We start from the raw sequence: 23,233 nt of genomic DNA, 5'->3' as shown, positions 1-23,233 counted from the left end.
CCGGCGAGCCGTTGGTCACGCGCCGCGGTGGTCGTCCTGCCGGCGGATCTGCTCCTCCCGGCGCGCGGTGAGGTGGGTGGTGATCTCGGATTCCACGTCACGAGCCCGCATCGGCAGCATCGTGGCCGGGATGTTGACGGGCGTGGCCATCCTCCGCGCATTGGTGGTGAGCACGAGCCGGCGCAGGCCGGAAGCGCGGTCGACGACTTCCCGCGTGTCGCGCACGGCGATCACGAGCATGCGCTGCATGCCGAAGCTGTGGACGTCCACGGCGGCGATGTTCTCCCACGGGATCGTCCCGGCAGATGCGGTTCCCTCCGAGCTCAGTTCGCGCGGTCGCGAGCGCATTTCGCGCGAGTGGTGCGCAGTGCTCGGGTGATTCCGCGCCGCCGCCCGCGCGAACGGAGTTCCATAATTGGTTAGTGATCGTTCATCAGGAATTCACCCAGAATCCGGTTGAACTCCTCCGGCCGCTCCCGGTTCGGCCAGTGCCCCGCGCCCTCGATCACGTGCAGGGGGCAATCCAGCTCCGCGGCGCACTCCCGGGCGGCGGCGACGGGGACGAACCGGTCGTGCTCGCCGTGCACGAGCACCATCGGGCACGACACCCCCCGCAGCAGCGGCAGCAGGTTCGTGCGCAGCCCGCGGAACCCGACCGCCTCGCGGTGCCAGTGCCCGACCACCCCGCCCCGGTTGCGGCACTCGGCCCGGACCTCGCCGAGCAGCGCGCGCTCGTCGTCCGGCACCGCCCCCGGGGCGAGCAGCGTCCGCCGGAACAGGGGGCGGGCCACCGGTCGGGGCGCGCGCAGACCCCACGCCGCCAGCCTGCTGACCAGGGGCAGGTGCGCGGCCGCGTAGAGCGTGCGCTGTCGCCGGCGCCGCACCTGGATGCCCAGCGGGTCCACCAGCGCCAGGCGCCGCACCCGGCTCGGGTTGCGCGCGGCGAAGCCCGCGGCGGCGGCCGCGCCGACGGAGAGCCCGACGAGAGCGACCGAGTCCAGTTCCCACTCGTCGAGCAACCAGCGCAGCGTCTCCTCGAACGTGCGCTGGTTCGTCCGCCCGTACCAGGGCAGGCTGCCTCCCTGCCCGGGCAGGTCCGGCGCGTGCACCCGGTGCGCTCCGCCCAGCGCGGGCAGCGCGTGCCGCCAGCTGATCAGGGCGTTGTCCGGTCCGCCGCCGTGCAGCAGGACCACCGGCGAGCCGGTGTCGCCGCACCGGTAGTAGCGGACCACGCCTGCCAGGAACTCCGCGTGCGCGACCTCCACACCGGCGGGGGGACTGGTCATGGCCGAACTCTCCTCGTTCTCGCGCGTCTCCGGTCGAGGCCGGACCTCTCTCCGGTGCCGGGCCTCTCCGGTGCCGGGCGGCGGACCGGAGTGCCGCCGCGGTGCCGGGTGATCTTCCCGGATCGCGCGGCGCCGTACCACTCGAACGCGCCGGGAGGCGGCATGTCAGGATCTACTCGTGTGAGCACCGTGTACGACTGCGATCGGCCGGACAGCCGCGAGGCGGGACTGGCTGCGGCCGCGAATGCGATTCGAGCCGGTGGGCTCGTCGTCCTGCCCACCGACACGGTTTACGGCATCGGCGCCGACGCGTTCGACTCGAACGCGGTGGGCGCGCTGCTCGAGGCCAAGGGGCGCGGCCGGGACATGCCCGTCCCGGTGCTGGTCGGGTCCTGGTCCACGGTCGACGGACTGGTGCTGTCGACGCCGCGCCGCGCGCGCACGCTCATCGAGGCGTTCTGGCCCGGTGGGCTGTCCCTCGTGGTGCACCAGGCGCCCTCGCTGCCCTGGGACCTGGGCGACACCCGCGGGACGGTGAACCTGCGCATGCCGCTGCACCCGGTGGCGCTGGACCTGCTCCGCGAGGTCGGCCCGATGGCGGTCTCGAGCGCCAACCGCAGCGGTCAGCCACCCGCCGGCACGGCCGCCGAAGCGCAGCGCCAGCTCGACGACTCCGTGGACGTCTACCTCGACGGCGGGGACAGCGGTGAGACCGTGCCCTCCACGATCGTCGACCTCACGCACGACCGGCCGCGCGTGCTGCGCGAGGGCGCGATCAGCCGCGCCGAGCTGTCCGAGGTGCTGGACGAAGAGGTCGACCCCTCCGACTGACGCGCCCCCGGCGGGTGCTGTCCCGGCGGGCGCGGGAGCGCACCCGCGCCCGGAGCGCCCGGTCAGGTCCGGTGCCGGGGTGAGCCGCGCGCGGCGATAGCGTGGCGGGGTCAAGCAACTGCGGCAGCGACGAGGAGCGTCGAGTTTGGTCACGCCGTGCACCTGGCGGATCGGCGGCCTTCCGCGGGCCGGATCGCCCCGGAGGTGACCCATCGGGATGAACAACAACCCCTGGGCCTCGGCCGGGCTCCCGGCCCGGGAGTACCTGCTGGTGCTGTTGACGGCTGCGGCGGTGACCTTCCTGCTGACCGGGCTGGTCCGCCTCGTGGCGATGCGCGTGGGGGCGGTCGCGCACCCGCGCAAGCGGGACGTGCACGTCACCCCGATCCCCCGGATGGGCGGCGTCGCCATGTACGGCGGCGTGCTCGCGGCGATGTTCCTGGCCAACAACCTGCCCGCGCTCTCGCGCGGTTTCGACTACTCCAAGGACGCGCTGGCGGTGGTGCTCGCGGGCGGGCTGATCGTCCTCGTCGGCGTCCTCGACGACCGGTTCGAGCTGGACTCGCTGACGAAGCTGGCCGGGCAGGTCACCTCGGCGGGGATCCTGGTGCTGCTGGGGGTGCAGTGGTTCAGCATCTGGGTCCCGTGGGGCGGGGAGGACGGCGGTTCCCCCGGACAGCTGATGGTCCTGGGCAGCAACCAGGGGCAGCTGCTGAGCGTGCTGCTGGTCGTCGCCATGATCAACGCGATGAACTTCGTGGACGGGCTCGACGGCCTGGCCTCGGGGATCGGCCTCATCGCCGCGAGCGCCACGTGCGTGTTCTGCCTGAGCCTGCTGGACCGGCACGACGGGGACGTCACGGCGTACCCGCCCGCGCTCATCGCCGCGACCATCGCCGGGGCCTGCCTGGGCTTCCTGCCGCACAACTTCCAGCCGGCGAAGATCTTCATGGGCGACTCCGGGTCGATGCTCATCGGTCTGATGCTGGCCACGGCGAGCACCACGGCCTCCGGGAAGATGGACTACACCGGGCCGAGCCCGACCGACAGCATCGCCCTGCTGGCGCCGCTGCTCGTGGTGGCGGCGGTGCTGTTCATCCCGCTGCTGGACCTGAGCCTGGCCGTGGTGCGGCGCACGCGGGCGGGGAAGAGCCCGTTCCACGCGGACAAGATGCACCTGCACCACCGGTTGTTGGAGCTCGGGCACTCCACGCGGCGCGCGGTTCTGCTCATCTACCTGTGGGCGGCGCTGATCGCCTTCGCCGCCGTGTCGTTGACCCTGTTCAACGCGGTGGCGGTGGCATGGGTGTTCGTCCTGGGCGTGGTGGCGGCGGCTATCATTTCCGCGATTCCGCGGATACGCGCCCGTCGTGATCGTGAGGTGTGATGAGCGAAACAATTTCTGGTTCGGCCGGGGAGCCGGACGCGGCCGCTCCGCAGCGGAACCCGCACGCGGATTCGGTGCTGCGCCTGGCCTCGGCCATGCTGCGCACCGCCTGGCTGCCCGCTCTCGCGACGGTCGTCCTCGGCGCGCTCGCCTCGTTCGCCCTGGTCGGCTGGACCGGTTCGGTCTCGGCGCTGCTCGGCGGTGTCGTGGCCTTCGGGTCCTCGCTGCTGACCCTCTGGCTGATGCGATTCAGCGCGGGCATGAACCCGGCGTTCGTCATGGCCCTGTGCCTGGGCGGCTACATCGGCAAGATGCTGGTGCTGCTGGTGGTCATGACGCTGCTCGGCGCAGTCGGGTTCGTGCAGCGGGAGGCGCTGGCATTCACCATGCTGGCCACCATCCTGGTCTGGGCCGGGGCCGAGATTGTTGCATTCCGCAAAACGCCGATTCCTACTATCGTCCCGTCGGAGTAAACGCCCGACGCTCTGAGGTCACTGTCGACCAGGGTTCGTCGGTCTGCGTTACCCGTTGGTATGGTTCTGCCCGACCGTGCTCTCCTGCGTGCGGCGGGGGGTTCGCGAAGGTGCGAACTCCCGGGTGCGGACGAGGAGAGGGGGTCTGGCACGTACCTGGTCAGGTGTCAGGTACGTTAAGTGCAAAACGTGACGATTCCCCCGGGTGAGTGTTCTCGACCGGGAGAACCGGAAGGAGCCCAGTTGGGCGCGCTGACGTTGGCTCAGGGCGGATTTCAACCGCCGGGCGCCGATAGTTTCGTACTCCCGCCGATCTTCGGCGGTGTCACCAAGCCGATCGCGCTGGTCGTTCTCTCGGCGGTGATCATTGGCGCCTACTTCGTGATCGCCACTCGCAACCTCAAGCTGGTTCCCGGGCGGGGTCAGTTCGTTGCTGAGTTCCTTTACGAGTTCAGCCGGAACAAGATCGCCCGGGAGCAGATCGGGGCCAAGGACTTCCGGCCGTTCGTGCCGCTGATCTTCGCGCTGTTCACCTTCATCCTGGTGAACAACCTCTTCGGCATCATCCCCCTCATCCAGTTCCCCACGATGTCGCGCATCGGGTTCCCCCTGGCGCTGGCGCTCGTGGTCTACCTGGTGTTCCACGGAGTGGGATTCGCGCGGCACGGCTTCCTCGGGTACTTCAAGCACGTGATGTTCCCGCCCGGCGTGCCCAAGCCGATCTACCTCCTGCTGTCCCCGATCGAGTTCCTGCAGAAGTTCCTCTTCCAGCCGGTTGCGCTCGCGATCCGGGTCTTCGCGGCGATGTTCGCCGGACACCTGATCCTGCTGGTGTTCATGCTGGGGGCCGAATACCTCCTGCTGGAGGCGGGTGCGCTGTACGCGCCCGTCGGGATTTTCTCCGCAGCCTTCGCGATCGCCATGACGTTCGTGGAAGCCCTGATCCAGGTCCTGCAGGCGTACATCTTCGCCCTGCTGACCGCGAACTTCATCGGCGCAGCCCTCGCACAAGAGCACTGAGGAATTCCACGATCTCCGATCCGCACGGTAAGAGCGGACCGAGTGAAAGGTAGTGAAAGTGAGCAACATCGTTCTTGCGCAGGCCGCAGACGCTGCAGGCGCCATCAACCCCGGCCTGGCCGCGATCGGCTACGGCCTGGGCGCGATCGGTCCCGGCGTCGGTGTCGGGCTGATCTGGTCCGCGGTGATCAACGGTACGGCGCGCCAGCCGGAGGCCCAGGGCCAGCTGCAGGGCATCGCCTGGATCTCCTTCGTGCTGGTCGAGGTGCTGGCGCTGATCGGCCTGGTCATCTACTTCATCGCGTCCGCTGCCTGAGTTGTCGACCTAACCCACGTTGGGAGACGGTGTGGTGAAGACGCAGATGGTGCTGGCGGCGGAGAACCCGATCATCCCGGCGCCTGCCGAACTAGTAGTCGGCCTGGTCGCCTTCCTGCTGCTGCTGTTCGTACTCTGGAAGTACGCGGTGCCGCGCTTCGAGAAGATCTTCGCGGAGCGCACGGAGCGGATCGAAGGCGGCATCGCCAAGGCCGAGCAGGCCCAGGCCGAGGCCCAGCGCACGCTGGAGCAGTACAAGGCGCAGCTGGCCGAGGCCCGTTCCGAGGCGGCCCGCATCCGGGACGACGCGCGCGCCGAGGGGCAGCAGATCCTGGAGGAGATGCGCTCCCAGGCCCAGGCGGAGTCCGACCGGATCGTCAACCAGGGGCACGCCCAGCTGGCCGCTCAGCGGTCCCAGATCGTCGCGGAGCTGCGCGGGGAGCTGGGCCGGCACGCGGTGGAGCTGGCGAGCCGCGTGGTCGGGGAGTCGCTGGAAGACGAGGCCCGCCGCCGAGGCACCGTCGACCGGTTCCTCGACGAGCTGGAATCGACCTCCGCCTCGGAGGGGTCCGAGTCGACCAGTTCCGGGGCCTCCCGGGGCTAACCGAGTGAAAGGCGCTTGACAGTTGAGCACCCTCGTGCACGCTGCGAGCAGGGATGCGCTGGCGGCCACCGAGTTGCAGCTGCTGCAGGCAACTGACGGTGCGCAGCCGGCGGAGATCACCGAGCTCGCCGACGAGCTGTTCGGCGTGGCCGACCTGCTGGGCCGTGAGTCCACGCTGCGCCGGGCGCTCGCCGACGCGGCCACCGACCCCGGTGATCGGGAGCAACTGGCTCGCGGGCTGCTCGGTCAGCGGATCAGCGCCCGCGCGCTGCCGGTCGTGGTGGAGGCCGCGCGTGCCCGGTGGTCCGGGCCGCGCGACCTGGTCGCCGGACTGGAGCGGATGGCCCGCACCGCGCTGCTGGTGCAGGCCGAGCGGGCAGGTCGGCTGGACGCCGTGGAAGACGAGCTGTTCCGCCTCGGCCGCATCGTCGGGGCGAACGTGGAGCTGGACCGGCTGCTGTCGGATCCGACCGCGGTGGTCGACGGCAAGTACGCCGTCGTCGACCAGCTCGTCGACGGCAAGGTCGAACCGATCACGCACAGCTTGGTCCGCCGGCTGGTGGCGCAGTCCCACGGGCGGCGGGTCAGCGAGGGCTTGGTCGAACTCGCCGAGTTGTCGGCCAAGCGGCGCGAACGGTCCGTGGCCCGGATCCGTTCGGCGACACCGCTGGACGAGCAGCAGCAGCAGCGGCTCTCCCGCACACTGCAGCGGATCTACGGTCGCCCGATCGCCCTCCACCTGGAGATCGATCCGGAGGTGGGCGGCGGCCTGGTGATCCGGGTCGGTGACGAGGTCATCGACGGCAGCATCGCGGGACGTCTCCAGTCCCTTCGGCGCGACCTCACCGAATGAGGCGAGGCATCATGGCCGCAACGCGCCGGACGAGAACTCCTTTCCCAGAACGACCCGAGAGCAGGAACGAGACATGGCGGAGCTGACGATCTCGTCGGACGAGGTCCGCAGTGCTATCGAGAAGTACGTCTCCAGCTACTCCCCGGAGGTCAGTCGCGAGGAGGTCGGGGTCGTCACCGACACCGGTGACGGCATCGCCCATGTCGAGGGCCTGCCTTCGGTCATGACCGAGGAGTTGCTGGAGTTCCCGGGCGGCATCCTGGGTGTCGCGATGAACCTGGAGGCCAACTCCATCGGTGTGGTCATCCTGGGCGACTCCGAGAAGGTCGAGGAGGGCCAGGAGGTCCGCCGCACCGGCCGGGTCTCCTCGGTCCCGGTCGGGGACAACTTCCTCGGCCGCGTGGTGAACTCGCTGGGCGAGCCGGTCGACGGCCTCGGCGAGATCAGCGCGGAGACCGACCGGGAGCTGGAGCTCCAGGCGGCGTCGGTCTTGCAGCGGCAGCCGGTCGAGGAGCCGATGCAGACCGGGATCAAGACGATCGACTCCCAGACGCCGATCGGCCGGGGACAGCGGCAGCTGATCATCGGCGACCGCAAGACCGGCAAGACCTCGATCGCGGTCGACACGATCCTCAACCAGAAGAGCAACTGGGAAAGCGGCGACCCGAGCAAGCAGGTCCGCTGCATCTACGTCGCGATCGGGCAGAAGGGCACCACGATCGCCGGTGTCCGGGAGCGGCTGGAGGCCGCCGGTGCGATGGACTACACCACCATCGTCGCCGCTCCCGCCTCGGACTCGCCGGGTCTGAAGTGGCTGGCGCCCTACGCCGGGTCCGCCCTCGGCCAGCACTGGATGTACCAGGGCAAGCACGTGCTGATCGTGTTCGACGACCTCACGAAGCAGGCCGAGGCCTACCGCGCGATCTCGCTGCTGCTGCGGCGCCCCCCGGGCCGCGAGGCCTTCCCGGGCGACGTGTTCTACCTGCACTCCCGGCTGCTCGAGCGCTGCGCGAAGCTCTCCGACGACATGGGTGCGGGCTCGATGACCGGTCTGCCGATCATCGAGACGAAGGCCAACGACATCTCGGCCTACATCCCCACCAACGTCATCTCCATCACCGACGGGCAGTGCTTCCTGCAGTCCGACCAGTTCAACGCCGGTCAGCGGCCGGCCATGGACGTCGGTACGTCGGTGTCCCGCGTCGGCGGCGACGCGCAGATCAAGGCGATGAAGAAGGTGACCGGTAACCTGCGCGTCGACCTGGCGCAGTACCGGGAGCTGGAGGCCTTCGCCGCGTTCGCCTCGGACCTGGACGCCGCCTCCCGGGCGCAGCTGGACCGCGGTGCCCGTCTGATGGAGCTGCTCAAGCAGGACGAGGGCAACCCGCTGCCGGTGCAGGAGGAAGTGGTCGCGCTGCACCTCGGCACGGCCGGTCATCTCGACTCGGTCCCGCTCGAGGACGTGCAGCGGTTCGAGTCCGAGTTCCGCGAGCACTTCCGCCGCACGCACGGTTCGGTGCTGGACAGCATCGTGGAGACCGGCCAGTTCTCGGACGACACCGCCAAGGCGCTGGACGACGAGGTGGCGAAGTTCAAGAAGCAGTTCACCGCCTCGGACGGATCCTCGGTGGCGCCGCAGGACGAGGAGATCGGAGCGATGAACGCCGACGACGTGGAGCAGGAGACCGTGAAGGTCAACCGTTCCACCTCGAAGAAGTGACCGGGTAGGCCATGGCACAACTTCGGGAGATTCGCAACCGCATCCGCTCGGTCCAGTCGACGCGGAAGATCACCAAGGCGCAGGAGCTGATCGCGACCTCGCGGATCACGAAGGCGCAGGCGCGAGTGGAGGCGTCTCGCCCCTACGCCGAGGAGATCACGAAGGTCCTGACCTCGTTGGCCGACGTGAGCGCGTTGGACCACCCGCTGCTGACCGAGCGGACGAACCCGGAGCGGGTCGGTGTCCTGGTCGTCACCAGCGATCGCGGTTTCTGCGGTGGTTACAACGCCAACGTGTTCCGGGCCACGGAGGAGCTGCTCGCCCTGCTCCGCGATCAGGGCAAGACTCCGGTCCTGTACGTCATCGGCCGCAAGGGCGAGGCGTACTACCGGTTCCGGAACCGGGAGGTCGAGCAGTCCTGGGGCGGTTTCACCGACCGCCCCGAGTACGCCAACGCCTCCGAGGTGGGCGACTTCCTGGTGCGGGCCTTCATGGCCGGCTCCGGCAACCGCGTCGACGAGGACGACCCGAGGAGCCGGCTGGGCGTGGACGAGCTCCACCTGGTCAACACCGAGTTCCAGTCGATGCTGACGCAGCGGCCGAAGGTCACCCGGGTCGCACCGCTCGAGGTGGAGTACACCGAGTCGGTGCCGCGCTCGACCTACGAGTTCGAGCCGGATCCGACCGCGCTGCTGGCGGCGTTGCTGCCGAAATACGTCAAAACACGCCTGTTCGCTGGACTGCTGGACGCGGCGGCGTCCGAACACGCCGCCCGCCGCACGGCGATGAAGTCGGCGACGGACAACGCGGACGAGATGGTCCGCACCCTCAGCCGAGAGGCCAACCAGGCTCGCCAGGCGCAGATCACCCAGGAAATCAGCGAGATCGTCGGCGGTGTCGAGGCGCTCTCGTCCGCAGGAAGTGAGTGACATGACTGCTACTACCACGGCAACAGGCACCGGCCGTGTCGTCCGGGTGCTCGGCCCGGTCGTGGACATCGAGTTCCCGCGGGACGCGGTGCCCGATCTGTTCAACGCCCTTAAGGTCGACATCACCGCGGAGGGCATGGCCAAGACGCTGACCCTCGAGGTCGCGCAGCACCTGGGTGACAGCGTCGTGCGCGCCATCTCCATGGCGCCCACCCAGGGCCTGGTCCGCGGCGTGGAGGTCACCGACACCGGTGCGGGCATCTCCGTGCCGGTGGGCGACGAGGTCAAGGGCCACGTGTTCAACACCCTCGGCCAGTGCCTGGACACCCCCGGTCACGCGTCCGAGAACGAACTGTGGGAGATCCACCGCAAGGCGCCGGCGTTCGACCAGCTCGAGGGCAAGACGCAGATCCTGGAGACGGGCCTGAAGGTCATCGACCTGCTCACCCCGTACGTCCAGGGCGGCAAGATCGGCCTGTTCGGCGGTGCCGGTGTGGGCAAGACGGTGCTCATCAAGGAGATGATCACCCGCGTCGCCAAGAACTTCGGTGGTACCTCCGTGTTCGCCGGCGTCGGCGAGCGCACCCGCGAGGGCACGGACCTGTTCCTGGAGATGACCGAGGACGGCGTCATCAACGACACCGCCCTCGTGTTCGGCCAGATGGACGAGCCGCCGGGCACCCGCATGCGCGTGGCGCTGTCCGCGCTGACCATGGCGGAGTACTTCCGCGACGTGCAGCAGCAGGACGTGCTGCTGTTCATCGACAACATCTTCCGGTTCACCCAGGCCGGCCAGGAGGTCTCCACGCTGCTCGGCCGCATGCCCTCGGCGGTGGGTTACCAGCCGACGCTGGCCGACGAGATGGGCGAACTGCAGGAGCGGATCACCTCCACGCGCGGCCGGTCGATCACGTCGATGCAGGCGATCTACGTGCCGGCCGACGACTACACCGACCCGGCCCCGGCGACCACCTTCGCCCACCTGGACGCGACCACGGAGCTGTCCCGGAACGTGTTCCAGAAGGGCATCTTCCCGGCGGTGGACCCGCTGACCTCGTCCTCGACGATCCTCGAGCCGAACATCGTCGGCGACGAGCACTACCGCGTCGCGCAGGAGGTCATCCGGATCCTGCAGAAGTACAAGGAACTGCAGGACATCATCGCGATCCTCGGCATGGACGAGCTGTCCGAGGAGGACAAGCTCACCGTCAACCGCGCGCGGCGCATCGAGCGGTTCCTCTCGCAGAACATGCTCGTGGCCGAGCAGTTCACCGGCATGCCCGGTTCGACCGTTCCGCGGTCGGAGACCATCGAGGCGTTCGACAAGATCGCCCGCGGCGACTTCGACCACTACCCGGAGCAGGCGTTCATGGGCATCGGCGGTCTGGAGGACCTCGAGAAGGCCTACGAGAAGATCACCGGCCAGTGATCCTCGGGCTGTGACTCCGGTGGCCGCGCGGCGCGGCCACCGGAGTCGAGCGGAACGCCCGGGCGGCGACGTCGGGCAACGGCTCCATCCGGGAACCTTCCGTCCAGGGCGGACGGCGGGTTCCCGTCCTGTATCGACTCCCAGGTGGTCGGGTGGTCGTCCACCGCCTGCGCGCCACCTGCCGTCCGCAGGCCACCCCGCGGCCACCGGTGCCGGGGTGGCTAGACTGCGGGCACACACCCGACGAAGGAGACGCACGTGGCCAACATGTCCGTCCAATTGGTCGCTGTGGAGCGACGCCTCTGGGCCGGGGAAGCGTCCCAGGTCGTCGCGCAGACGACCGAGGGAGAAATCGGAATCCTGCCGGGTCACGAGCCGGTGCTCGGCCAGTTGGTCGAAGGCGGGGTCGTCAAGATCACCACGCCGGGGAACCACACGGTCACCGCCGCCGTGCACGGCGGTTTCCTGTCGGTGACGTCCGAGGGCGTGAGCGTGCTCGCCGAGTCCGCGGAGCTCTCCGACGAGATCGACGTCGCGCAGGCCCGCGAGGACGTGCAGCGCGGCGACGAGGAGGCCCGAGCACGGGCGCTGGTGCGACTGCGGGCGGCTGGACACTCGGCATAGCGGGGCCACCGCATGGGATCGGTGGTTGCCTGGGGCGCGGCAGTGGTCGGGCTGGTGCTCGTCCTCGCCGCGGTGCTCGTCGCGATGCTCGCGTGGCGTCGCCTGCGCACGTTGCGCGTCGGGGGTGTGGACGTCGCGCTGCGGCTGCGCAAGGACCAGCGCGGCCGCGGGTGGCACCTCGGAGTGGCCCACTACCGCGGCGAGGAGTTCGCCTGGTACCGCGCGTTGAGCCTGCGCTCCGGGCCCGATCTCGTGCTGAACCGCAAGAACCTGGCGATCGACGAGCGCCGCGATCCCACGACGGCGGAGAGCTACGCGGTGCCCGCGGGGTCCACGGTGCTGGACCTGGCGGGGCACTCCTCGGAGCTCGAGCTCGCGATGGACGGCGGCGCGCTCACCGGGTTCCTGTCGTGGATGGAGTCGGCGCCCCCGTCGGGGCGCTCGGTCCCGTGGAGCGCGAAGTGACGGGGCGGTCCCGGTAGCCGGATCTCGCCGGGGTGCTCACCTGCTCTAGCCTGGCACGCGTGCGCGTTCTCCGTGTCCCCTACGACCACCCCGACGCCTCTCGGCTGATCGCCGCGGTGCAGGCGGAGTACCTGCAGCGCTACGGCGAGCAGGACGTGTCCGCGGTGGATCCCGCCGAGTTCGCGCCGCCGCGCGGCGCGTTCTTCCTCGGCTACGTGGACGGTGCGGCCGCGGTGTCCGGCGGGTGGCGGCTGCGCACCGATCTGCCCGGCGGCAGTGGACGGGACGCGGAGATCAAGCGGATGTACACCGCGCCGTGGGCGCGCGGTCGGGGGTTGGCCCGCACCGTGCTGGGTGAGATCGAGAGCTCGGCCGGCCTGGCCGGTTGCAAGCGCGCCGTGCTGGAAACGGGCGTGCACCAGCCGGAGGCCCTGGCCTTGTACGACTCCGCCGGGTACGCACCGATCGCCCCGTTCGGCGCGTATGCCGCCGATGCGGAGAGCCGTTTCTTCGGCAAGGAGATCTGAGCGGCGGACGAGCACCCCGGCCTGCCGGTGGACATTTCCCGTGGGGGTTCATCGGCCTCGGCGGGGCGGTTGCTGCGGCGGAGCGGGTGCTCCGCGCCCGCGCGTCAGGCGTTGCCGCCGGGTCGCCACAGCACGTCGCCGTCCGGATTGGCCAGCCGCGCCAGGATGAACAGCAGGTCGGACAGGCGGTTGAGGTACTTCGCGGGCAGCTGCGAGGTGCGCTCGGCGTCCTCGGCGACCTGGCCCCACGCGCCGCGCTCGGCCCGCCGGGCGATGACGCGCGCCTGGTGCAGCAGCGCTCCGCCGGGTGTGCCGCCGGGCAGGATGAACGAGTCGAGCTTGCCCAGGCGCGCGTTGAACTCGTCGCACCACTGCTCGAGCCGGTCGACGTAGTCCTGGGGGACCCGCAGCGGCGGGAACTTGGGGGCCTCCTCGAGCGGGGTGGCCAGGTCGGCGCCCACGTCGAACAGGTCGTTCTGCACCGAGCGCAGGACCTCGGCGATCTCGGCGGGCAGTTCCGCGGTGGCCAGCGCCACGCCGATCGCCGCGTTGGTCTCCTCCACGTCGGCGTAGGCGACCAGCCGCGGATCGGTCTTGCTCACCTGCGAGTTGTCGGACAGTCGCGTGGTCCCGCCATCGCCGGCCCGGGTGTAGATCTTCGTGAGGTGTACGGCCATGCCGCCACCCTAGTGGACCGCGGCCGCGGAGGGCCGAAAACGGCCGCCGAGCACCGAGATCCGCCCATGAGCAGCACCACCCGCTACGGCGGGAGGCGGAGCGGGGCCGTAACCTCGGTACCCGTGAGCGAACATTTCCGGGTGCACGGCGGCGCGCGGTTGGTCGGCGAGGTCGACGTCGTCGGGGCGAAGAACAGCGTGCTCAAGCTGATGGCCGCGGCGCTGCTCGCCGAGGGGACGACGACGATCACCAACTGCCCGGAGATCCTCGACGTCCCGCTGATGGCCGAGGTGCTGCGCAGCCTGGGGTGCTCGGTGGAGATCGACGGCACGACGGTGCACATCACCACCCCGTCCGAGGTGGAGCACCGCGCGATCTCGCCCGCGATGGGCAAGCTGCGAGCGTCGGTGTGCGTCCTGGGGCCGCTGGTGGCGCGCTGCCGGCGGGCCGTGGTGACGCTGCCCGGTGGCGACGCGATCGGCTCGCGGCCGCTGGACATGCACCAGAACGGCCTGCGGCAGCTGGGTGCGAGCAGTCACATCGAGCACGGCGCGGTCGTGGCCGAGGCGGAGGACCTCAGCGGCGCGCAGATCTGGCTGGACTTCCCCAGCGTCGGTGCGACGGAGAACATCCTCATGGCCGCGGCGCTGGCCGAGGGCACGACCGTCATCGACAACGCGGCGCGCGAGCCGGAGATCGTCGACCTGTGCGTGATGCTGCAGCAGATGGGCGCGAAGATCGAGGGTTCGGGGACGTCGACGCTGACGGTGCACGGGGTGCCGAAGCTGGAGGCGGTGGAACACCGCGTCATCGGCGATCGCATCGTCGGCGCCACCTGGGCGTTCGCGGCGGCGACGACGCGCGGGGACATCACGGTGCGCGGGGTGCAGCCGCAGCACGTCAACCTCGTGCTGGAGAAGCTGCGCATCGCGGGCGCGGAGATCACCACTTCCGACGAGGAGTTCCGGGTGGTGATGGACCGGCGGCCGGAGGCGGTGGACTTCGTGACGCTGCCGTTCCCGGGGTTCCCGACGGACCTGCAGCCGATGGCGCTGGCGCTGTCGGCCGTGGCCGACGGGACTTCGATGATCACCGAGAACCTGTTCGAGTCGCGGTTCCGGTTCATCGAGGAACTGGTGCGGATGGGGGCCGACGCGCGCACCGACGGGCACCACGCGGTGGTGCGCGGCCAGCAGCGCCTCTCCAGCGCGCCGGTGTGGGCCACGGACATCCGGGCCGGTGTGGGGCTGGTCCTGGCGGGGCTGTGCGCCGACGGTGTCACCGAGGTGTGGGACGTGTTCCACATCGACCGCGGCTATCCGGACTTCGTGGAGAACCTCAGCCAGCTCGGCGCCACCGTCGAACGCGTCGGCGAGGACGGCTGACCGCGGAGGCGCACACGATGGCGTGGTGATCATTTGTCGCCCGTTCGTGTGGGGACAGCTTCCAATTTTCATGAAAATTGCGCTCCCTGGAACGAGTCCAGATTGTGCGCGGTGCGGCTCCGCCTCAGCCCTTGACGGCGCCGCTGGTGAGGCCGGAGACGACGAAGCGGCGGAACACGAGCACGAGCACGGCCACCGGCAGGGTCGCCGAGACGGCGCCGGCGAAGATCGTTCCGTAGGGCACCTCGAAGGAGGTGCCGAACAGCGAGATGCCGACGGGGATGGTCCGGTAGGCGTCCTGCGCGTTGAGCGTGAGCGCCATGAGGAACTCGGTCCAGGTCGCGGTGAAGGTGAAGATCCCGGCGGTGAGAACACCCGGCCGCACCACCGGCAGGATGATCTGCAGCACCGTGCGCACGGGCCCGGCTCCGTCGACGACGGCGGCGTCCTCGAGCGCGCTGGGCACCGACAGCATGTAGTTGCGCATGATCCAGATGGCCAGCGGCAGGTTGAACGCCACGTACGGGATGATCAGCCCCAGGTGCGAGTTGAGCAGCCCGAGCTGGCGCTCGGCCAAGTACAGCGGGGTGATCACCGCGACCGGCGGGAACACCGAGATCATCAGCAGTGCCATGAGCAGCGGCCCGCGCCCGCGCATGGGCAGGCGGGCGAGGGCGTAGCCGGCGAAGAGGGCCAGGGCGAGCACGAGCACCGTCGAGGACAGCGAGACGATGACGCTGTTGGTCACGTAGGTGCCGAAGTTGTCGGCGCCGAAGGCGCGTTCGTAGTGCTCGCCGGTGATCTCCGACGGCCACGGCGCGGGCGGGGTCGCGCCGATCTCGCCCAGTGGTTTCAGCGAGTTCACCACCATCCAGTACAGCGGTGCCGCCGTGATGACGAACATGAGCGCGGCGCCGGTGTTGACGAGGTTGAACACGCGGCGGAGGCGGCGCACCCGGGACCTCCGCCTCCGGTCCCCCCGCTCGCGGGGCGGTTGCTCGCTGGCCCCCTGCTCGCGGGGCGGCTGCGTGCGGGTCATGCCGTGTCCTCCTTGCCGACTTGGGCGCGGAAAGCGCGCAGGAACAGCAGGCAGGCGCCGACCACCAGCAGCGCGGTCGTGGTGGCGATGGCCGCCCCGGTTCCGATCTGCAGGTTCCGGAACAGCGTCTGGTAGGTGAGGATCGCCAGCGACTGGGTCGCCGTGCCGGGGCCGCCCTCGGTGAGCACGAACGGCAGGTCGAACACGCCGAAGGCCTGCAGGGTGCGGAACAGCACGGCCACGGCGAGCGTTGAGCGCAGCTGCGGCAGCGTGACCCGCCAGAACGTCGTCCACGCGCCGGCGCCGTCGACCTCGGCGGACTCGTAGAGCTCGCGGGGCAGCATCATCAGCCCGGCCAGCGCGATGACGGCCACGAACGGCGTGGTCTTCCAGATGTCGGCGACCATCATGCCCGCGATGGCCGGGGCCGGTTCGCCGAGGATGAGCGGGGTCGTGCCGGTGAGGGCCTGCCACGTCCAGGTGGCCGCGCCGTAGGTCGCGTCGTAGATGTAGCCCCACAGCTCCGCCGAGATGACCGTGATCATCGACCACGGGATGAGCAGGAAGGCGATGAACCAGCCGCGCGCCGCGCCGAGCCGTTCCAGCACGAGCGCGGCCAGGACGCCGAGCACGAGTTCGGCGAGCACGGTCACGACGGTGTAGCCGACGGTGAAGGCCACCGAGTAGTACCACTCGCCGGAGCGCAGCAGGGCGGCGTAGTTGTCCCAGGTGAAACCTTCCAGCCGGAACCCCCCGTAGGTCATCTGCACCTCGGTGAAGCTCAGCACCACCGAGAACGCGACGGGGAACAGCGTCACGGCAGCGACGACGGCCAGCGCCGGCGAGGTGTACAGCCAGCCCAGCCGGGCCAGCCGGCGTTCGCGCGACCGGTGTCGCGCGCCTCGCCGGGGCGCCTGCTCGGAGGCCGCGCGCTGCGAACTCGTGGGGGGCTGCGGACTGGCGGGCGTGCGCGCAGTGGTCACAGTGCCACCCCCGCCAGTGCCGAGTTGATCCCGGCGGCGACGTCCCGGGTCAGCCCGCCGGGGCCGCGCGAGCCGATGACGAGCGCGTTGAACGCGGTGCGGACGGCGTCGGAGATCTGCGGGTAGTAGGGCGTGCGCGTGGGGCGCGGGTGGAGCTCGAGTTCCGGGGCGACGCGGAACGTGGGCAGGTCGTCGCGCTGCAGCCGCGGGTGCTCGAGCGCGGTCTCCGAGGCGGGCACGTGCGCCGAGCGCGTGCACAGCAGCAGTTGTGCGGGGACCTCGGACAGCCAGCGCGCGAACTGCAGGGCCGCGCCGAGGTTGCGGGTGTGCGGGTTGATGTAGTTGTGCCAACCGCCCACTGTGGACACGTTCGCGGTGCGGGTGCCGGCGAACGTGGGGCGCGGGGCCACGCCGGTCCTCCCGGCCACCGCGGACTCCTCCGGGCTCGCGATCGTCGTCCACAGCGAGTCCCAGTTGCGCAGGAACGCGGCCTGGCCGGAGCTGTAGGCGGTGACGGACTCCTGCTCGCTGTAGGTGCCGACCGCGCGGGGGGAGACGCCGGTGCGCATCATCTCGTCGATGAACTCCGCGGTGCGGCGCCCGGCCGGGCCGTCGATCGCCGCGGCGCCGTAGTCCGCGGTGACGAAGCTGCCGTCGGCGTCGCTGAGGAACTCGGAGATGTTGGCGGTGATGGTCTCCGAGGGCGCGCCCTGCCACAGGAACCCGTAGCGCACGTCGCCGGCGTCGACGAGCTTCCGCGCCGTGCGCGCGAGCTCCTCCCAGGTGCCCGGAACCGCCAGGTCGTGCTTGGCTAGCAGGTCGCTGCGGTAGTACAGGAACGACTCGGCGAGGTAGAACGGGAACGCCCAGCGCCGGCCGTCGTAGGTCAGCGAGGTGACCACCGGTTCGGCGAAGTCCTCCCAGAAACCGGCGGGCACGAGTTCGTCCAGCGGCGTGGCGAGCGCGTTCTCGCCGAACTGGGCGGGCCAGGCGCAGTCGCCGAGGTAGACGTCGGGCAGTTCGGACCCGGCGGCGATCTGGGTGGCGAAGGTGGACCGCTGGGTGTCCGAGGTGGGCGGGGTCTTGGTGACCCGCACCGTGATGTCGGGGTGCGCGGTCTGGAAGGCCTCGACGAGCGCGGGGCGCAGGTCGCTGCCGTCGCGGCCGTCGATCGGGGCGGCTGCCCACTGGATCGTGACCGGTCCGCGCGGCGGGGCGGGGTCCTTCCCTGCGAGGGGGTCGCTGTCGGCCCGGGCGCAACCGGCGAGCCCGGCTGCGCTGAGCGCTCCGGCCAGCAGCGTCCGACGGGATAACGGCATGTGCGGCCTCCTCACTGGCACCGCGGTCCTCCGGTGGCGCGACCCGTTGCGGGGTGTTCCACGTCACCGCACGGCTGCAAACGTTTGCAGCAATCGACGCGATCGTCAACCTCCTGTTTCACGACGACTCCTGTGCGGTGGGATGATTTTCGCGATCACCCGTGTGGAAGCGTTGCCAACTGTGCGGGGGCGTCCGTAGGCTCACCGAGCATGACTGGGCAGTCGCACCCCCGGATGAGCGATGTCGCCGCACGCGCCGGCGTGTCCCTGTCGACCGTCTCCCGCGCCCTGCGCGAGGCCCCCGGGGTCGCGCACGAGGTGCGCGACCGGGTCCGGCAGGCGGCGAACGAGCTGTCCTACGTGGTCTCCCGGGACGCCTCGTCACTGGTGACCGGCGCGACCGGGAGGATCGCGGTGCTCGTGCCGTTCCTGCAGCCGTGGTTCTTCGGCGTCGCCCTGTCCGGACTGGTCAACCGCCTGCGGGCCGCGGAGCGGGACATGCTGACCTACGAGGTGGGCGACCGGCGCGCGGCCCGCGACGTGCTCGCCGAGCTGCCGCTGAAGCGCAACGTGGACGCGGTGATCGCGCTCGCCCTCGACCTCGGCGACGAGGAGATCGCCGTGCTCGACGAGATCGGCGTGCCCGTGGTGTTCGCCAGCCAGCGCGTGGCCGGGCGGCCGAGCGTGTTCGTGGACAACGCCGCGGCGACGGCCGCGGCCACCCGCCAGCTCATCAACCTCGGGCACACCCGCATCGGGTTCGTCCAGCCCTCCGACAGCACCGGGTTCAGCTGGAACTCGCGCACCCGCGCGCAGGGGTTCCAGCGCGCCATGGGCGAAGCCGGGCTCGCCGTGCCGGACGAGGCGGTCGTGCTCACCGGATCCGGCTCGCGAGGCGGTGCGGACGCGGCGGCCGAGTTCCTCTCGCGTCCGGACCCGCCCACCGCGGTGGTGGCCGAGTCCGACGACGTCGCCTTCGGCGTGCTGCGCACCGCCTGGCGCAGCGGTGTGGCGGTGCCCGGAGCGTTGTCGGTGGTCGGCTTCGACAACCACGACACGGCCGAACTGCTCGATCTGACCACTGTGGAGCAACCGGTCGCCGACCTGGGGGAGGGAGCGGCCGAGCTGGCCGTCCGCGCCACGGCCGAGCCGGAGGTGACCACCCACGTCGAACTGCCCACCCGCCTCGTCGTCCGCGGTTCCGCGGCACGACCGAGAACGACCAGGCGACTGGTCGACGCACCCGAGGATGAGGGGAAGAGATGAGCACCTGGTGGCGCAACGCGGTGATCTACCAGATCTACCCGCGCAGCTTCGCCGACGCGGACGGCGACGGGATCGGCGACATCCGCGGTATCACGAGCAGAGTGGACCACCTGGCACGGCTGGGCGTCGACGCCGTGTGGCTGTCGCCCTGCTTCCCGTCGCCGTGGGTCGACGGCGGGTACGACGTCGCCGACTACCGGGACATCGACCCGGTGCTCGGCACCCTCGAGGACTTCGACGAGATGGTCGCCGCGGCCCACGCGCGCGGTTTGCGCGTGCTGCTCGACATCGTGCCGAACCACACCTCCAGCGAGCACCGCTGGTTCCGGGAGGCGCTGCGCTCGGATCCGGGATCGCCCGCCCGCGAACGCTACGTCTTCCGCGAGGGCCGGGGCCCGGACGGCGACCAGCCGCCGACGAACTGGCTCTCCCGGTTCGGCGGTCCCGCGTGGACGCGCCTGCCCGACGGGCAGTGGTACCTGCACCTGTTCGACCCGCAGCAGCCGGACCTGAACTGGCAGCACCCGGAGGTGCGCGCGGAGTTCCGCGACGTCCTGCGCTTCTGGGGCCGCCGCGGAGTGGACGGTTTCCGCATCGACGTGGCCCACGGGCTCGTCAAGGACCTCGCCGAGCCGCTGCGGGACACCGACAACGACCACGCCGACCGCAAGATGGCCGAGTTCGAGGTGAACCCGGACCACCCCTTCCTCGACCGGCCCGGGGTGCACGAGGTCTACCGGGAGTGGAACGCGGTGTTCGGCGAGTTCGATCCGCCGCTGTTCGCCGTGGCCGAGGCGTGGGTGCCGAACTCCAGCCGCGTGCTCTACACCCGCCCCGACGAGCTGCAGCAGGCGTTCAACTTCGAGTTCCTGCAGGTGCGGTGGGACGCCGCGCGGTACCGCGAGGTGATCGACTCCTCGCTGGCCGCGGCGGCCGAGGCGGGGACCGTGCCCACGTGGGTGCTGTCCAACCACGACGTGGTGCGCCACCCCTCCGTGCTCGGGTTGCCCGAGGGGGTCGACCTGGCGGCGTGGCTCGCCTCGCGCGGGACCGCACCGCCGGCCGACCAGGAGCTCGGCACCCGCCGGGCGCGGGCTGCGCTGCTGCTGGAACTGGCCCTGCCCGGATCGGCCTACGTCTACCAGGGCGAGGAGCTCGGCCTGCCCGAGGTGCCCGATCTGCCCGACGAGGCGCTGCAGGACCCCCGGTGGGAGCGTTCCGGTCGTACGGACCGGGGCCGCGACGGCTGCCGCGTGCCGCTGCCGTGGACCCGCGCCGGCGTGTCCGCCGGGTTCAGCACCGCTGCCGGGTGGTTGCCGCAGCCGGACGGGTGGGGCGAGTACGCCGTCGAGGTCCAGGACGGTGATCCGGAGGGGATGCTCGAGTTCTACCGCGCCGCGCTGCGGGCGCGCCGCGAGTTCGGCGAGGACGAGCGGTTCGCCTGGGACGACAAGCACGACACCGGTGAGGTGCTGGCCTTCCGTCGCGGCGACGACGTGCTCGTGCTGGTCAACACCGGTGCGTCCGAGGTGCCGCTGCCCGCGGGGGAGGTGCTGCTGTCCAGCACCGGCCTGCCCGCGCGGGTGGACGGGGGCGAGCCGCTGCCCGGGGACGCGGCCGTCTGGCTGCGCACCGGGTAGGGATGTTTCCGCGGTGATCCGCGCAGACCCGCCGGCCCCCGGGCGCCGTCCCGCGGGGCCGGCCCGCGTCATCCGCCGAGCCGGGTCGCTCCTCGCCTCGGATCACCCGGAACGCAGGAAACCGCTGTTGTTGAGCGCCGAGCGGCGGTACCCGTAGAAGCCGTACACCGCCAGGCCCGCGGCCATCCAGAGCAGGAAGGCGTACCAGGTGACCGGCTGCAGCCCCGTGATCAGGTAGACGCACAGCGCGAGACCGAGCAGCGGGACGAGCGGCATCAGCGGCGTGCGGAACCCGCGCGGCAGCTCGGGGCGCGTGCGGCGCAGCACGATCACGCCGATGTTGACGAGGCTGAAGGCGACCAGCGTGCCGATGCTGGTCGCCTCGGCGAGCTGGTTCAGCGGCACGACCGCGGCGAGCACCGCCACGACCACGCCGACCAGCGCGATGTTCCGCCCCGGCACGGCCCGCCGGTTCACCTGGGAGAACATCTTCGGCATGAGCCCGTCGCGGGACATCGACACGAGGATGCGGGTCTGCCCGTAGAGCACGGTCAGCACGACCGAGGCGATCGCGACGACCGCGCCGAGCGCCAGCACCACCGAGGTCCACGTCTGACCGGTGACCAGGCGCAGCGCCACCGCCAGCGAGGCCTCCGACTCGCCCAGCGCGTCGGAGCCGACCGCTCCCACGGCGGTGAAGGCCACCGCCACGTACACCAGGGTGACGATCGCCAGCGACAGGATGATCGCGCGCGGCAGGTCGCGCCGCGGGTTCTTGGCCTCCTCGCCCGCGGTCGAGGCGGCGTCGAACCCGATGAACGAGAAGAACACCGCCGAGGCGCCCGCGGAGATCCCGGCGAAGCCCGCCGGGGCGAGCGGCTCCATGTTGCCCGACCGGAAGCCGGTGGCCGCGACGATGACGAAGAAGACGAGCACCGCGATCTTGAGCAGCGTGGTGACCGTGGCCGCGGCCGCGCTCTCCCGCACGCCCCTGAGCAGCACGCCCGTGGCCAGCAGCACCACGAGCGCGGCCGGGACGTTGACCAGGCCGCCTTCGCCGGGCGGAGCCGCCAGCACTTCGGGGATCGTCACGCCCAGCACGCCGTCGAAGAACTCGTTGAGGTAACCGCCCCAGCCGACGGCGACCGCGGCGACCGACACGCCGTACTCGAGCAGCAGGCACCAGCCGCAGATCCAGGCGATGAGCTCGCCGAGCGTGGCGTAGGTGTACGAGTAGGCCGAGCCGGAGACGGGGACGCTGCCGGCGAGTTCGGCGTAGGACAACGCGGAGCACAGCGCTGCCAGCCCGGCGAGGACGAACGAGAGCACGACGGCCGGGCCCGCCGCGGGCGCGGCCTCGGCCAGCACGACGAAGATGCCGGTGCCGAGCGTGGCGCCGACGGACAGGGCCACGAGCGGTACGAGTCCGAGGGAGCGCCGCAGGCGCGTGTGCGCCCCTTCGTCGTCCATCCGCTCAGCGGGCTTGACGCGGAACAGAGTTCGGGCGGTTGACACGAGTGCCTACCGTAGCTCCCCGTGTCGATCACTCGATCGACGGTCGCACGGGCCGGTTGTCGCGTAGTCGGTCGCCACGCGCGGACGCGCCGCGGGGCCGGTGGGTGACCGCCCGGGGTGTCCGTCCGATGATCCACCCGCCGTACCCTGAGGCGCGTGCGACTCGTCATTGCCCGCTGCCAGGTGGACTACATCGGCCGGCTCACCGCGCACCTCCCGATGGCGCAGCGGCTGCTGCTGATCAAAGCGGACGGTTCGGTCTCGGTGCACTCCGACGACCGCGCCTACAAACCGCTGAACTGGATGAGCCCGCCGTGCTGGCTGATCGAGGACCCGGGGCTGTGGACGGTGCAGAACAAGTCCGGTGAGAAGCTGGTGATCACCGTCGATGAGGTCGTGCACGACTCGCACCACGAGCTGGGGGCGGAACCGGGCCTGGTCAAGGACGGCGTGGAGGCGCACCTGCAGGAGCTGCTCGCCGAGCACGTCACCACCCTCGGTGAGGGCTGGTCGCTCGTGCGGCGCGAGTACCCCACCGCCATCGGCCCGGTGGACCTGATGTGCCGGGACGAGGCGGGCAACAGCGTCGCCGTGGAGGTCAAGCGCCGCGGTGAGATCGACGGCGTGGAGCAGCTGACGCGCTACCTGGAGCTGCTCAACCGCGACCACCTGCTCGCCCCGGTGAAGGGGATCTTCGCCGCGCAGCAGATCCGGCCGCAGGCCCGCACGCTCGCCGAGGACCGCGGCATCCGCTGCGTCGTGCTGGACTACGAGCAGCTGCGCGGGATCGAACCGGACGAGTACCGCCTGTTCTGATCCCGGTGACCCGCCCCGGACAGCGGGGAGGGAGCAGCATCGTCGGGGCCGCCCTCGCGAGGCGGCGCCGGAGAACCCGCGGCGGGTCGCTCCGCGCGCGTGGTGCGGAAGCGGCTGCGCCGCTTGCC

At 70.8% G+C, this 23,233-nt stretch carries 24 protein-coding genes; 17 read left to right on the top strand and 7 right to left on the bottom strand.

Annotated features, from left to right (window positions below):
- Positions 1-15: 15 nt before the first annotated feature.
- Positions 16-348 carry an STM3941 family protein gene (locus tag ACVGV0_RS18990; protein WP_459157046.1) on the bottom strand — a complete coding sequence of 111 codons (333 nt, stop codon included), beginning with the start codon at positions 346-348 and terminating at the stop codon, positions 16-18.
- A gap of 71 nt (positions 349-419) precedes the next feature.
- Positions 420-1,286 carry an alpha/beta fold hydrolase gene (locus ACVGV0_RS18985; RefSeq protein WP_459157045.1) on the bottom strand — a complete coding sequence of 289 codons (867 nt, stop codon included), beginning with the start codon at positions 1,284-1,286 and terminating at the stop codon, positions 420-422.
- A gap of 180 nt (positions 1,287-1,466) precedes the next feature.
- Between ACVGV0_RS18985 and ACVGV0_RS18980 the strand changes: the two genes are divergently transcribed.
- From ACVGV0_RS18980 to ACVGV0_RS18920, 13 genes are all read left to right on the top strand, one after another.
- The gene (locus ACVGV0_RS18980) at positions 1,467-2,117 is read left to right on the top strand and encodes an L-threonylcarbamoyladenylate synthase (protein WP_459157044.1); all 651 of its coding nucleotides are present in this window, start codon (positions 1,467-1,469) and stop codon (positions 2,115-2,117) included.
- Positions 2,118-2,334: 217 nt separating this feature from the next.
- Complete coding sequence (locus tag ACVGV0_RS18975; protein WP_459157043.1) at positions 2,335-3,504, top strand: glycosyltransferase family 4 protein; 1,170 nt, start codon at positions 2,335-2,337, stop codon at positions 3,502-3,504.
- Positions 3,504-3,977: a hypothetical protein gene (locus ACVGV0_RS18970; RefSeq protein ID WP_459157042.1), complete on the top strand. Its 474-nt coding sequence runs from the start codon at positions 3,504-3,506 to the stop codon at positions 3,975-3,977. The genes ACVGV0_RS18975 and ACVGV0_RS18970 overlap by 1 nt, the downstream gene beginning before the upstream one ends.
- Positions 3,978-4,220: 243 nt before the next feature.
- Positions 4,221-4,997, top strand: coding sequence for a F0F1 ATP synthase subunit A (gene atpB / locus ACVGV0_RS18965; protein ID WP_459157041.1), 777 nt, complete (start codon positions 4,221-4,223; stop codon positions 4,995-4,997).
- Between the two features lie 58 nt (positions 4,998-5,055).
- The gene (locus ACVGV0_RS18960; RefSeq protein ID WP_459157040.1) at positions 5,056-5,313 is read left to right on the top strand and encodes an ATP F0F1 synthase subunit C; all 258 of its coding nucleotides are present in this window, start codon (positions 5,056-5,058) and stop codon (positions 5,311-5,313) included.
- 46 nt (positions 5,314-5,359) lie between these two features.
- The gene (locus ACVGV0_RS18955) at positions 5,360-5,917 is read left to right on the top strand and encodes a F0F1 ATP synthase subunit B (protein WP_459160060.1); all 558 of its coding nucleotides are present in this window, start codon (positions 5,360-5,362) and stop codon (positions 5,915-5,917) included.
- 22 nt (positions 5,918-5,939) lie between these two features.
- Entirely contained in the window at positions 5,940-6,770 is an 831-nt protein-coding gene (locus ACVGV0_RS18950; protein ID WP_459157039.1) for a F0F1 ATP synthase subunit delta, read from the top strand.
- 73 nt (positions 6,771-6,843) lie between these two features.
- Positions 6,844-8,490, top strand: a complete 1,647-nt coding sequence (gene atpA, locus ACVGV0_RS18945) for a F0F1 ATP synthase subunit alpha (RefSeq protein WP_459157038.1) — start codon at positions 6,844-6,846, stop codon at positions 8,488-8,490.
- Positions 8,491-8,501: 11 nt separating this feature from the next.
- Positions 8,502-9,419 carry a F0F1 ATP synthase subunit gamma gene (locus ACVGV0_RS18940; protein ID WP_459157037.1) on the top strand — a complete coding sequence of 306 codons (918 nt, stop codon included), beginning with the start codon at positions 8,502-8,504 and terminating at the stop codon, positions 9,417-9,419.
- A 1-nt stretch (position 9,420) separates the two neighbouring features.
- The gene (gene atpD / locus ACVGV0_RS18935; protein WP_459157036.1) at positions 9,421-10,848 is read left to right on the top strand and encodes a F0F1 ATP synthase subunit beta; all 1,428 of its coding nucleotides are present in this window, start codon (positions 9,421-9,423) and stop codon (positions 10,846-10,848) included.
- 258 nt (positions 10,849-11,106) lie between these two features.
- Complete coding sequence (locus ACVGV0_RS18930; RefSeq protein ID WP_459157035.1) at positions 11,107-11,472, top strand: F0F1 ATP synthase subunit epsilon; 366 nt, start codon at positions 11,107-11,109, stop codon at positions 11,470-11,472.
- A 12-nt stretch (positions 11,473-11,484) separates the two neighbouring features.
- Positions 11,485-11,937: a DUF2550 domain-containing protein gene (locus tag ACVGV0_RS18925; protein WP_459157034.1), complete on the top strand. Its 453-nt coding sequence runs from the start codon at positions 11,485-11,487 to the stop codon at positions 11,935-11,937.
- Between the two features lie 59 nt (positions 11,938-11,996).
- On the top strand, positions 11,997-12,464 hold the full coding sequence (locus ACVGV0_RS18920) for a GNAT family N-acetyltransferase (protein WP_459157033.1): 468 nt from the start codon (positions 11,997-11,999) through the stop codon (positions 12,462-12,464).
- A gap of 104 nt (positions 12,465-12,568) precedes the next feature.
- Here ACVGV0_RS18920 and ACVGV0_RS18915 read toward each other — a convergent pair whose 3' ends face one another.
- A complete protein-coding gene (locus tag ACVGV0_RS18915) occupies positions 12,569-13,141 on the bottom strand; it encodes a cob(I)yrinic acid a,c-diamide adenosyltransferase (protein WP_459157032.1) in 573 nt (190 codons plus the stop codon).
- Positions 13,142-13,264: 123 nt separating this feature from the next.
- Here ACVGV0_RS18915 and murA point away from each other — a divergent pair, with 123 nt between their 5' ends.
- Entirely contained in the window at positions 13,265-14,527 is a 1,263-nt protein-coding gene (murA, locus tag ACVGV0_RS18910; RefSeq protein WP_459157031.1) for a UDP-N-acetylglucosamine 1-carboxyvinyltransferase, read from the top strand.
- A gap of 124 nt (positions 14,528-14,651) precedes the next feature.
- Here the strand turns inward: murA and ACVGV0_RS18905 are convergent, their stop codons facing one another.
- The 3 genes from ACVGV0_RS18905 to ACVGV0_RS18895 are packed head-to-tail and all read right to left on the bottom strand — an operon-like array spanning position 14,652 to position 17,868.
- Complete coding sequence (locus tag ACVGV0_RS18905) at positions 14,652-15,566, bottom strand: carbohydrate ABC transporter permease (RefSeq protein WP_459157030.1); 915 nt, start codon at positions 15,564-15,566, stop codon at positions 14,652-14,654.
- Positions 15,563-16,549, bottom strand: coding sequence for a carbohydrate ABC transporter permease (locus ACVGV0_RS18900; RefSeq protein WP_459157029.1), 987 nt, complete (start codon positions 16,547-16,549; stop codon positions 15,563-15,565). Before ACVGV0_RS18900 ends, ACVGV0_RS18905 begins: the two co-directional genes overlap by 4 nt.
- Positions 16,546-17,868: an extracellular solute-binding protein gene (locus ACVGV0_RS18895; protein ID WP_459157028.1), complete on the bottom strand. Its 1,323-nt coding sequence runs from the start codon at positions 17,866-17,868 to the stop codon at positions 16,546-16,548. The genes ACVGV0_RS18900 and ACVGV0_RS18895 overlap by 4 nt, the downstream gene beginning before the upstream one ends.
- Positions 17,869-18,078: 210 nt before the next feature.
- Here ACVGV0_RS18895 and ACVGV0_RS18890 point away from each other — a divergent pair, with 210 nt between their 5' ends.
- Both ACVGV0_RS18890 and ACVGV0_RS18885 read left to right on the top strand, forming a co-directional pair.
- The gene (locus tag ACVGV0_RS18890; protein WP_459157027.1) at positions 18,079-19,134 is read left to right on the top strand and encodes a LacI family DNA-binding transcriptional regulator; all 1,056 of its coding nucleotides are present in this window, start codon (positions 18,079-18,081) and stop codon (positions 19,132-19,134) included.
- Complete coding sequence (locus ACVGV0_RS18885) at positions 19,131-20,774, top strand: glycoside hydrolase family 13 protein (RefSeq protein ID WP_459157026.1); 1,644 nt, start codon at positions 19,131-19,133, stop codon at positions 20,772-20,774. Before ACVGV0_RS18890 ends, ACVGV0_RS18885 begins: the two co-directional genes overlap by 4 nt.
- A 102-nt stretch (positions 20,775-20,876) precedes the next feature.
- On the opposite strand, the gene ACVGV0_RS18880 is transcribed toward ACVGV0_RS18885, so the two are convergent.
- Complete coding sequence (locus tag ACVGV0_RS18880; protein WP_459157025.1) at positions 20,877-22,289, bottom strand: amino acid permease; 1,413 nt, start codon at positions 22,287-22,289, stop codon at positions 20,877-20,879.
- A 156-nt stretch (positions 22,290-22,445) separates the two neighbouring features.
- On the opposite strand from ACVGV0_RS18880, the gene nucS reads away from it, so the two are divergent.
- Positions 22,446-23,105 carry an endonuclease NucS gene (gene nucS, locus ACVGV0_RS18875; RefSeq protein ID WP_459157024.1) on the top strand — a complete coding sequence of 220 codons (660 nt, stop codon included), beginning with the start codon at positions 22,446-22,448 and terminating at the stop codon, positions 23,103-23,105.
- The last annotated feature ends 128 nt before the right edge of the window (positions 23,106-23,233 follow it).

The organism is Salinifilum ghardaiensis, from assembly GCF_054491345.1.
Note: the sequence above shows the minus strand (reverse complement) of the source record. Positions and strands in the feature narration are given on the sequence as shown.

Bases quoted from the DNA above. Each gene is read 5' to 3' on its own strand.
- ACVGV0_RS18990 (WP_459157046.1), bottom strand. From the start codon at position 348: ATGCGCTCGCGACCGCGCGAACTGAGCTCGGAGGGAACCGCATCTGCC.
- ACVGV0_RS18985 (WP_459157045.1), bottom strand. From the start codon at position 1,286: ATGACCAGTCCCCCCGCCGGTGTGGAGGTCGCGCACGCGGAGTTCCTG.
- ACVGV0_RS18975 (WP_459157043.1), top strand. From the start codon at position 2,335: ATGAACAACAACCCCTGGGCCTCGGCCGGGCTCCCGGCCCGGGAGTAC.
- ACVGV0_RS18970 (WP_459157042.1), top strand. From the start codon at position 3,504: ATGAGCGAAACAATTTCTGGTTCGGCCGGGGAGCCGGACGCGGCCGCT.
- ACVGV0_RS18955 (WP_459160060.1), top strand. From the start codon at position 5,360: ATGGTGCTGGCGGCGGAGAACCCGATCATCCCGGCGCCTGCCGAACTA.
- atpA (WP_459157038.1), top strand. From the start codon at position 6,844: ATGGCGGAGCTGACGATCTCGTCGGACGAGGTCCGCAGTGCTATCGAG.
- ACVGV0_RS18940 (WP_459157037.1), top strand. From the start codon at position 8,502: ATGGCACAACTTCGGGAGATTCGCAACCGCATCCGCTCGGTCCAGTCG.
- atpD (WP_459157036.1), top strand. From the start codon at position 9,421: ATGACTGCTACTACCACGGCAACAGGCACCGGCCGTGTCGTCCGGGTG.
- ACVGV0_RS18925 (WP_459157034.1), top strand. From the start codon at position 11,485: ATGGGATCGGTGGTTGCCTGGGGCGCGGCAGTGGTCGGGCTGGTGCTC.
- ACVGV0_RS18915 (WP_459157032.1), bottom strand. From the start codon at position 13,141: ATGGCCGTACACCTCACGAAGATCTACACCCGGGCCGGCGATGGCGGG.
- ACVGV0_RS18905 (WP_459157030.1), bottom strand. From the start codon at position 15,566: ATGACCCGCACGCAGCCGCCCCGCGAGCAGGGGGCCAGCGAGCAACCG.
- ACVGV0_RS18895 (WP_459157028.1), bottom strand. From the start codon at position 17,868: ATGCCGTTATCCCGTCGGACGCTGCTGGCCGGAGCGCTCAGCGCAGCC.
- ACVGV0_RS18890 (WP_459157027.1), top strand. From the start codon at position 18,079: ATGACTGGGCAGTCGCACCCCCGGATGAGCGATGTCGCCGCACGCGCC.
- ACVGV0_RS18885 (WP_459157026.1), top strand. From the start codon at position 19,131: ATGAGCACCTGGTGGCGCAACGCGGTGATCTACCAGATCTACCCGCGC.